The 8,741-nt window shown below is 67.0% G+C and carries 5 protein-coding genes and 2 pseudogenes; 2 read left to right on the top strand and 5 right to left on the bottom strand.

Going from position 1 to position 8,741, the window contains the following annotated elements; genetic code table 11:
* Positions 1-1,030, top strand: a pseudogene (locus tag JK363_RS43600) (transposase family protein); the annotation flags it as partial.
* Between the two features lie 72 nt (positions 1,031-1,102).
* Here JK363_RS43600 and JK363_RS40700 read toward each other — a convergent pair.
* The 5 genes from JK363_RS40700 to JK363_RS40680 all read right to left on the bottom strand — a co-directional run bounded on the left by JK363_RS40700 (position 1,103) and on the right by JK363_RS40680 (position 6,662).
* Positions 1,103-2,974, bottom strand: a complete 1,872-nt coding sequence (locus JK363_RS40700; RefSeq protein WP_201883371.1) for an acyltransferase family protein — start codon at positions 2,972-2,974, stop codon at positions 1,103-1,105.
* Positions 2,967-4,010 carry an LCP family protein gene (locus tag JK363_RS40695; RefSeq protein WP_201883370.1) on the bottom strand — a complete coding sequence of 348 codons (1,044 nt, stop codon included), beginning with the start codon at positions 4,008-4,010 and terminating at the stop codon, positions 2,967-2,969. The genes JK363_RS40700 and JK363_RS40695 overlap by 8 nt, the downstream gene beginning before the upstream one ends.
* Positions 4,011-4,175: 165 nt before the next feature.
* Complete coding sequence (gene cseB, locus JK363_RS40690; RefSeq protein WP_201883369.1) at positions 4,176-4,871, bottom strand: two-component system response regulator CseB; 696 nt, start codon at positions 4,869-4,871, stop codon at positions 4,176-4,178.
* Positions 4,872-4,911: 40 nt separating this feature from the next.
* Positions 4,912-6,240, bottom strand: a complete 1,329-nt coding sequence (locus JK363_RS40685; protein ID WP_201883368.1) for an ATP-binding protein — start codon at positions 6,238-6,240, stop codon at positions 4,912-4,914.
* Entirely contained in the window at positions 6,237-6,662 is a 426-nt protein-coding gene (locus JK363_RS40680; RefSeq protein WP_307822101.1) for a hypothetical protein, read from the bottom strand. The genes JK363_RS40685 and JK363_RS40680 overlap by 4 nt, the downstream gene beginning before the upstream one ends.
* Positions 6,663-7,137: 475 nt before the next feature.
* On the opposite strand from JK363_RS40680, the pseudogene JK363_RS45140 reads away from it, so the two are divergent.
* Positions 7,138-8,096, top strand: a pseudogene (locus tag JK363_RS45140) (IS481 family transposase).
* Positions 8,097-8,741: the final 645 nt, after the last annotated feature.

The raw sequence follows: 8,741 nt of genomic DNA, 5'->3' as shown, positions 1-8,741 counted from the left end.
CGACCGGGACAAGGACGCTGAGATCCTCGCCCTACGCCACCAGATCACCATGCTGGAACGCCAACTCGGCAAGGAAAAGATCCAGTTCACCCCGAGCGACCGGGCATTCCTGGCAGCGCTGCTGCACCGGCTGCCACGGCACGTCTTGCGAAGGTCACGGCTGCTCGTACGCCCCGACACGGTACTGCGTTGGCACCGCAACCTCCTCGCACGCCGCCACGCCGCCTCCTGCTGGCCCAAACGCCCTGGACGACCACGCACCGTGCGCTCCATCCGCATCCTGGTGCTGCGCCTGGCGAAGGAGAACCCGAGCTGGGGGTACCGACGCCTGCACGGCGAGCTCCTCGTACTGGGGGTGAAGGTGGGCGCGTCCACCGTCTGGGAAATCCTGAAGAGGCCGGCATCGACCCAGCGCCCGAGCGGAACTCCAGCACCTGGGCCAACTTCCTTCGCGCCCAGGCTGATGCCCTGCTGGCCTGCGACTTCATGGAAACAGTCACCCTGCCGGGGATACGGATGTACGTGCTCGTGATGATCGAACACGGCAGTCGCCGGATCCGGATCCCGGGCGCCCACCGCGCATCCGAGCGCATCCTGGGTAGCGCAAGCGGCGAAGAACCTCGTCATGGACCTCGAAGACCTCGGCTGCCGGGCACGGTTCATGATCCGGAACCGGGACGGGAAGTTCCCCGCCCTCTTCGATGCCGTCCTCAAGGACGCGGGGATCGACGTCGTGCTCAGCGGCATCCAGATGCCGAGGATGAACTCGATCACGGAAAGGTGGATACAGACCTGTCGCCGCGAGCTCCTGGACCGGACATTGATCTAGTACCAGCGACATCTCCTCCACACCCTGCGCGAGTTCGAGCAGTTCTACAACGGACACCGACCACAACAGGGCATCGCAAACGCCAAACCGCTCCACCCCTTGCCCCCGCCGATCGACGATCCCGACGCGTTAGCCCGCCTCGCCATACGCCGACACGATCGCCTCGGCGGCATCCTCCACGAATATCAACATGCATCGTGACCTGCACTCATGCGGTTTGCGGCACGTACACACATCACGGCTATGACCGTGGCGATCAGGGCCCAGGCGCCGTCAGCGTTCGGCCGGGAGCGTGGCCAGGGCTGCCGCGATGGTGTCGGCGTAGAGCCTGGCGCCGGCGGGGCTGGGGTGGACGCCGTCGTCGGCGAGCAGGCTGCCGCGGTCGGCGATGGCCCTATTCCAGTCGGCGACGACGACGTTGCGGTGATTCGCCGCTACCTCCCTTATATCCTGGTTCACCGTGTCCTGCCACGAGCGGGGAACGTAACAGGTGACGAGCACGATCCGCTTGCCCGGTCCGGCCGCGTTGACGACGGCCTCGAGGGCGGTCTTCCCGCCGGTGCCGTTGGTGCCCAGGCCGATGATCAGCGTGTCGCCCAGAGCGTCCTGCCGCTCGAGGGCCTTCACCTCTTGGGGAGCGGCGGACAGCTGACGGCCAAGCTTGGCGTCGATGGTGATGCCAGGGAACTTCTTCTTGAGGGCGGGAGTCGCTGCTACCATGACGGAGTCACCGATCGCGGTGACCTTTCCCGTGGGCACGTTGCGCCGGGTCGGTGAGGGTGAGGGCTTCGACCGTTCCGAGGGGGCCGTGGGCTGGGCCGTCGCATCAGGGCTCGCCTGCCCGGTCCGGGTCGGCAGGAAGGGCGGATGGAAGCCCTTCGGCGTCGTCGACACGGCGACCGCGGCCAGAGCGAGCGTTGCGACGCAGCCCACCACGGCACCGGCTAGGAAGGAGCTCCTTCTGCGAGGCGTCGCAGAAGGAGAGCTCGAGTGCCGACGGAGTGCGGATCCTCCGAGCCCGAGGCGTCGGATCGGCTGTTCCACCCAACGGTACGAGAGCGCGGCCAGGCCGACGGACGCGAAGGCTGCGGCAATCGCGAACAACGGCGCGTCAGCGGGGGTCATGCGGTCCGGCGTGGCCAACGCGATGAGCGGAAGGTGCCACAGGTAGATGCCGTAGCTGCGCACACCGATCCACCTCAGGGGGCGCACGCCGAGTACGAACGCCAGTCGCCCCATCGGTTGTACGGCGGCGAGCACGACGGCTGCGGTCGCCAGGGCGACGGCGGCGAAGCCACCGGGGTACAAGGCGGCCTCGCCCTCGGATACGACGCACGCCATGACCACGAGGACGCCCAAGCCCGCAACGCCGAGGAGGCCCACCGTACGCAGTGGCCAACGCGAGGGCTTCCGAATCAGCCTGGTGGTGGGCCGTAGGAGGGCCAGCGCGGCACCGATCAGCAGTGGAAAGACATGGGTGTCGGTGCCGAAGTAGACACGCGAAGGGTCCAAGTCCGGCTCGTACAGCCGGGCCATCGCGATCATCGAGGCGGCAGCACCGGCGAGCACAGCGGTCACCTCTACGCCACGCCACGGAACGCATCGCATCAAAGCGAGCAGCGTCAGCGGCCAGAGCAGATAGAACTGCTCCTCCATACTGAGTGTCCACAGATGCTGGAACAGCGGGGGCGGTCCAAAGCTCGCGAAGTACGAGGCATCGGTAGATATTTGCCACCAATTGTTCGTGAAGGTCGCGACGGAGAACAGGCTGTCCGTGGCCGATGCCAGCCGACGCGGGCGGAAAACGGCAGCTGCGGCCGTCGCCACCAACAGCACCAGGACCAGAGCGGGCAGCAGGCGCCGCACCCGGCGCAGCCAGAAGTCACGCAGATCGATACGGCCGTGCCGCTGCCACTCGGCGAGCAGCAGGTCGGAGATCAGGAAGCCGCTGAGCACGAAGAAGACGTCGACGCCGAGGAAGCCACCCGGCAACCAGCCGGGGTTGACGTGATAGAGCACGACGGCCGTGACCGCGAGGGCGCGCAGCCCGTCGAGGCCAGGGGCGTACGGGCGGGTCGCGCGTGGCGCGTCCGGGAACCGGCGCGAGACTCGGTGGCGGGCAGATGCCCCAAGAGCGCTAGCCATGCTGCGCTCGCTTCTCCGGTGCCGGCGGCGGGGTGTCGTTGCGTATGGCCTGCCACAGGAGCGCCGCGTCGGTCTGCTTGACGACGACGCGGTTGGGGTCGGCTGGGGAGGGGGCGACGGGAAGCGTGCGGAAGTCGACGTCGGTCGGCTTCAGGCCGGACAGGCTGCGGGCGAGACCGAACAGGGCGCGGGGCGAATCCAGTCCTTTGTCGGTGGTGATCGCGCCGCTCACCGCATCGGCCACTCCGTAGAGCTTGACGGGGTCGGTGAGCAGGGACGAGTTCTTGAACTCGGTGGCAAACGCGGTCATGAACCGCTGCTGCAGGCGGATTCTTCCGAGGTCGCTGCCGTCGCCGATGCCGTGTCGCGTGCGCACTAGGGCGAGGGCCTGCTCGCCGTTGAGGCGCTGCGGGCCGATGTCCAGATCCAGGTGGCTGTACTTGTCGTGGAGGGGCTTGTCGAGGGTGATGCGAATGCCGCCGACCGCGGTCACCACGCTCTTGAACCCGTCGAAGTCGACATCAAGCACGTGTTCGATGCGTATGTTGCCGAGGCGCTCGACCGTCTTGGTCGCGCATATCAAACCACCCACTTCGTAGGCGGTGTTGAACATCACCGAATCGTCGGCCGGCGAGTCGCCGCCGTCCGGCAGCGGGCAGCTCGGGCGGTCCACGAGGGTGTCGCGCGGGATGCTGATGACTGTGGCCTTCGACCGCCCCCTGGCGAGGTGCACGAGCAGCGCGGTATCAGACCGTGCACTGCCCTGGTCCTTGCCGTACTTGCGGTTCTTCCCTGCGCGCGAATCGGACCCGAGTACCAGGACGTTGAGAGCACCGTTGACGGTTCGGGCGGGTCGGTCGCTACCGAGCGCCTTCTCCACGTCTGCCGTCGCATGGCTGGTGCCGAGTTTCGTGTAGAGCAGCCCGCCCCCGACACTTACTGCAGCAAGCCCGGCGACGGCCACCCAGAGGGTGGTGCGGACGCAGCGGCTGCGGTGCTTCGGTGACCTTGCAGCCCGAAAGCGCGCGGAGTTCATGAGGGTCGCCTTCTGGAGTCGTGGGAAAGGGACTGGGTGCCTAACCCCATCGTTGACGCCGTCCATGTCGCCCGTGCCGCTGTGGTGCACCTCTTTCCGATCGGTTCGATATCCGCCCCGTGTAGGCCGTGTTTCAGTCCGGTGCGTAGCTCTACGGCGGCCGGGTCAGCGCCGCAGCTTGTATCCGAACCCGCGGACTGTTTCGATGCATTCGGCACCGATCTTCCCCCGCAGCCGCTGCACATGGAGATCGACCAGCCGACTGTCGCCGTCGTGGGCGTGGTCCCAGACGTTGCGCAGCAGCGCCCCCCGCTCCATCACGATTCCCGGGTTCGCGGCAAACTCCAACAGCAGCCGCAGCTCGGTCGGGGTGAGCGCGACCGTGCGCCCGGAGCGGCGCACCTCCAGAGCCTGCGGGTCGATCTCCACGTCACCGAAGACGAGGGCGCCACCGGGTTGCGCGCCGCCCAACTGCTGGGCCGCCCCTGTATGCGACGGGAAGCTCGCCCGGCGCAGCAGTGACCGGATCCGGGCGACGAGCACGGAGCTTTCGACCGGCTTGATGACATAGTCGTCGGCACCTGCCTCCAGCCCCGACACCACGTCCAGCGCGTCTCCGCGGGCGGAGAGCATCAGGATGGGGGTCGGACTGAACTCGCGGATGCGGTGGCACAGGCTGATGCCGTCGAGTTCGGGCAGCACCACATCGAGCAGCAACAGATCAGGCTGTGCGTCGCGGAACATCTCCAAGCCGGTGAGCCCGTCTTCCGCGGTCGACACGACATAGCCGTACCGCGTCAGGACCGCCTGCACCGAGTCACGGATCACCTCGTCGTCCTCGACAAGAAGCAAATGCGTCATGGCGTCCTCCCGGTGCTTGGTGAGTCTTTCGGAACACATGTCAATCGGGCTGGTTCCGCAGCGGATAGGGTCGGCCGTCATCGGTGTCGGGCCCGGCCGCTGGGGAGGGCTTGGCGGGGAGGCAGAGTGTGGCGACGGCTCCGCCGTCGGGTGCGTTGGAGAACTCCAGCGTGGCATCGAGAACACGGGCTTGCCCGAGGGCGATCGTCAGACCCAGGCCGTGCCCGCCCTTCCTGCCGCCGTGCGACTCACTCCGAAAACGCTGAGGGCCGTGGTCAAGTAGATGATCCGGGTAGCCGTCGCCGTGGTCCCGTACCGTGACGACCGGTCCATCGACGCTCAACTCCACGGGCGCTCGGCCGTGCTTGTGAGCGTTGACGACGAGATTGCCGAGCACGCGCTCAAGCCGACGCTGGTCGGTTTGCACATACGCGTCCTGGACGACCCTGATGGCGACCTCCTGCCCGGTGGCCCGCGCCGCGTGCCGGGCCAACGGTCCCAGTTTGTGCGTGTCGAGCTCGGCTCGCTCCACCCTCGCGTCGAGCCGGGAGATTTCCAGCAGGTCCTCGGTCAGCCCGCGCAGTGTCTGGATGCGGTCGCGCACCATGTCGGTCGCCCGCCCTGGTTCCAGGAGCTCGGATGCCATGAGCAGCCCGGCCAGCGGGGTACGAAGCTCATGGGCGACGTCCGCGGTGAAGCGCTGCTCGCTGCGCAGCTTGTCCTCCACCGTGGCGGCCATCGCGTCGAGTGCAACGCCGACCGCGAGGGCCTCGTCCCGGTTCTGGTCGGAGCGCAGGGCACGGGGGTCGTTCACACGGGCTTGAAGATCGCCGTTGCTGATCCGGCGGGCGACCTCGGCGGCGCGTCGCAGGCGCCAGGTGAGGCTGGACACGGCGATCATCCCGGCGACCAGGGTGATGCCGGTCGCGATGACGGAGGAAAGGACGATCGACTGGTCCAGTCTGCGCACAGCGGCGGCACGGCTGCTGTAGTCCTGGCGAACTGCCAGGACCTTGCCGCCGGACGCAGGGGCAGCCGCCCAGACCACCGGGCGGCCCAGGTGATCGTCGAGCTGACTGCCCCATTCCCGACGAGTCAAGACCATGTGGCGCAGACCGGCAGGAAGGCCCGAGGGGTCCACTGCGGCATGGGGATCGAGGGGTTCACCGGCGGTGTAAGCGGCTACGGCGCCGTTCAGCCTGTCCAGGGCCTCGCTGCGGGCCTGGTTCTCTGCGTCCGCGCCGGCCTGGACGTGGACCAGGGTGCCGAGGAGCACGGCCAGCAGGCAGCAGATGCCGGTCACGAAGATCGCGAACTTCCAGTGGAGTGTGCCCGTCCAGGCAGGCAGCCGCAGGCGGGCAGCCCTCACGGCGTGGGCTCCGTGGAAGCAGCAGGGGACGTCCGGACGTAGTCCAGCGTCTGGAGATCCATGACCTGACGGCGGCCGTCCCACGAGAAGACCGTGCGCATCTCGTATCCGGGGATCGCCATGGGCTCCCGCACGACCAACTTGCCGTTCGCCACCTCGACGAAGAGCGGCTTCCCTGCGGTATCCAGGATCCGGGCCACCGCCCCGTGATCAAGCCGGTAGACCCACAGGGCCATGTTGGATTCCTCAAGGCCGAAGCCGACGATCAACTCGCTCTTCCCGTCACCCGTCAGGTCCTGGTATTCGGGGGCGAGCATGGGACACCGGTTCCGCTCCGCAGCGCAACGGTGGATCCTCTCCTTGGTCTTCTCGCTGAACGCCGACTGGTTGGCATGGTCCCCCGCGGCGATCTGCGCTGCCACAACGGCATCGACGTCCAATTTCCGGATATCCCCAGACGGCACCTTGGGCACCCCAGCAAGGGGCGACGGCCCCCCGCGGTCCTCCCGGCCCGCCTCCGGCGTGGGCGCGGGTGACCGGTCGGGCCATAGCCGTACCGGCGCAGAGACGACGCCGGAGCGGCCGGAACCCCGAGGTTCTCCGTCCTTCGCGCATCCCCCCAACAACATGGAGAAGCCCGCTGCCGCGAGAACGCAGGACGCGATGCGCAACGCGCCGGTGGCCGGAGGGCGGCGGAAGAGAAGCACGGTACTTCCAGGGACAGAGTGGCAGCGTGTGGACACGATGATGGTTCCCGCACTTCGCGATATTCCGGCGGTTGTGTATCAGAAACCCATAGAAATGGTAGGCAATGTTGTAGCGCAGTCCAACGGTGCGCTCCTCTAAAACGGACGATCATCGTTGACACCTGGGCTTCCGATCACTACGGAGATCCACATGCCGAAGTCCTCCCCCATCACCCCGCCGCTTGACCGTGAGGCCAAGCGGCGCCTGGCCGTCATACGCCACGTCGAAGAGGTCACCGGGAACGTCGCGATGTCCTGCCGCTACTTCGGGATCAGCCGACAGGCGTACTACACGTGGTACCGCCGCTACCAGGCAGAGTGCATCGAGGGCCTGCGGACCCGCTCCAAGGCTCCCAGGACCTCACCAAACGCGACCCATGTCGAGGTGGTCGGAAAGATCATCTACCTACGGCAGAACTACCACTTCGGCCCGGAGAAGATCGTCATCTACCTCAAGCGGTACCACGACGTCACCATCAGCAAGTCGGGCGTGTGGCGCATCCTCCACCGCCTAGACATGGGCCGGCTGCCGGCCTCCCAGCGGTACAAGCGCCACGACCGAGGTGGAAGCGGTACGAGAAGCAGCTGCCTGGCCACCGGGTGCAGATCGACGTGAAGTGCATCGAGCCGCTCGCCTCGATGTCACAGGGGCGCCGCGGCGGACGCAACAAGTACTTCCAGTTCACCGCGATCGACGACTGCACCCGCCTGCGCGTCCTGCGCATCTACCCGACCCTGAACCAGAACACCGCCATCCAGTTCCTCGACTACATGCTGCAGCGCCTGCTGTTCCAGGTCGAGGTCATCCAGACCGACAACGGCGCCGAGTACCAGTCCGCGTTCCACTGGCACGTGCTCGACAAGGGCATCGCCCACGCCTACATCAAACCCCGCACGCCACGGCTGAACAGCAAGGTCGAACGTTCCCACCGCATCGACGCCGAGGAGTTCTACCGGCTGCTCGACGGCGTCGTCATCGACGACGCCGAGGTCTTCAACGACAAGCTGCGCGAGTGGGAGGACTACTACAACTACCATCGACCTCACGGCGGCCTCGGCGGCCAGACTCCCTACGAACGCCTCAAGCAGAAGACCACGACCCAGGCGTAATCGTTGATCGTCAGTGGCACAGATCCCGCAAACGGAGATCTGTCGACCTGGCCCTGGGCCCTCTCGACGGTGGCGGGCCCGGCGTGGCGGGAAGGGTTCGCGGCTGGGCGCTACAGGCCGATGACCGGCTCTCCAGCAGGGAACTCCCAGGACAAAACGGTCTTCTCCTCCTGAGCGGCGACCGCGATGCTTCGGGCCGCCATGCCGTACTGCTGCCTGGCCTCGTCGGCGATCGTGGGCCCGTCGTCGTGGCCGGCACGCGGGCGTAGAGCTCGCTCGGACGCCCGAAGTTGTCGATCGCGGCCACGGCCCAGTCGCGGTGCGGCAACTCCTCCATCTCGCGGCCCATACGCCACAGGATGGCCTGGCCGAACTCTTCCCCGTCCTCGTCCTTGGCGATGCCGTGTCCGATGATCCTGCCCTCGCTGCCGATGCCGGCAACTCGCGCGAGGGTCTGTAAGGCCCGTTCCACTGATTCCATGTCTCGTCTCGCTTCGCCGCGGTCCTGGCCGCCTGGCTCCGTAGCCTGTGGGTGCCAGGAATCATGTCACCCGGGCTGACCTGCTGGTTCGGATCTGTCAAAGCTCAGCAGGACGCCAGCAGTTCTGAGGCAGCATGCTGGTCGTGGTGATACGGCTGATCTAT

This window comes from Streptomyces coffeae, assembly GCF_016741875.1.
Lineage (GTDB): Bacteria > Actinomycetota > Actinomycetes > Streptomycetales > Streptomycetaceae > Streptomyces > Streptomyces coffeae.
The sequence above is the reverse complement of the archived record's forward strand: the minus strand, read 5'-3'. Positions and strand labels throughout refer to the sequence as shown.

Coding starts and splice junctions, on each gene's coding strand:
- JK363_RS40700 (WP_201883371.1), bottom strand. CDS start 2,974: ATGGCTAGCGCTCTTGGGGCATCTGCCCGCCACCGAGTCTCGCGCCGG.
- JK363_RS40695 (WP_201883370.1), bottom strand. CDS start 4,010: ATGAACTCCGCGCGCTTTCGGGCTGCAAGGTCACCGAAGCACCGCAGC.
- cseB (WP_201883369.1), bottom strand. CDS start 4,871: ATGACGCATTTGCTTCTTGTCGAGGACGACGAGGTGATCCGTGACTCG.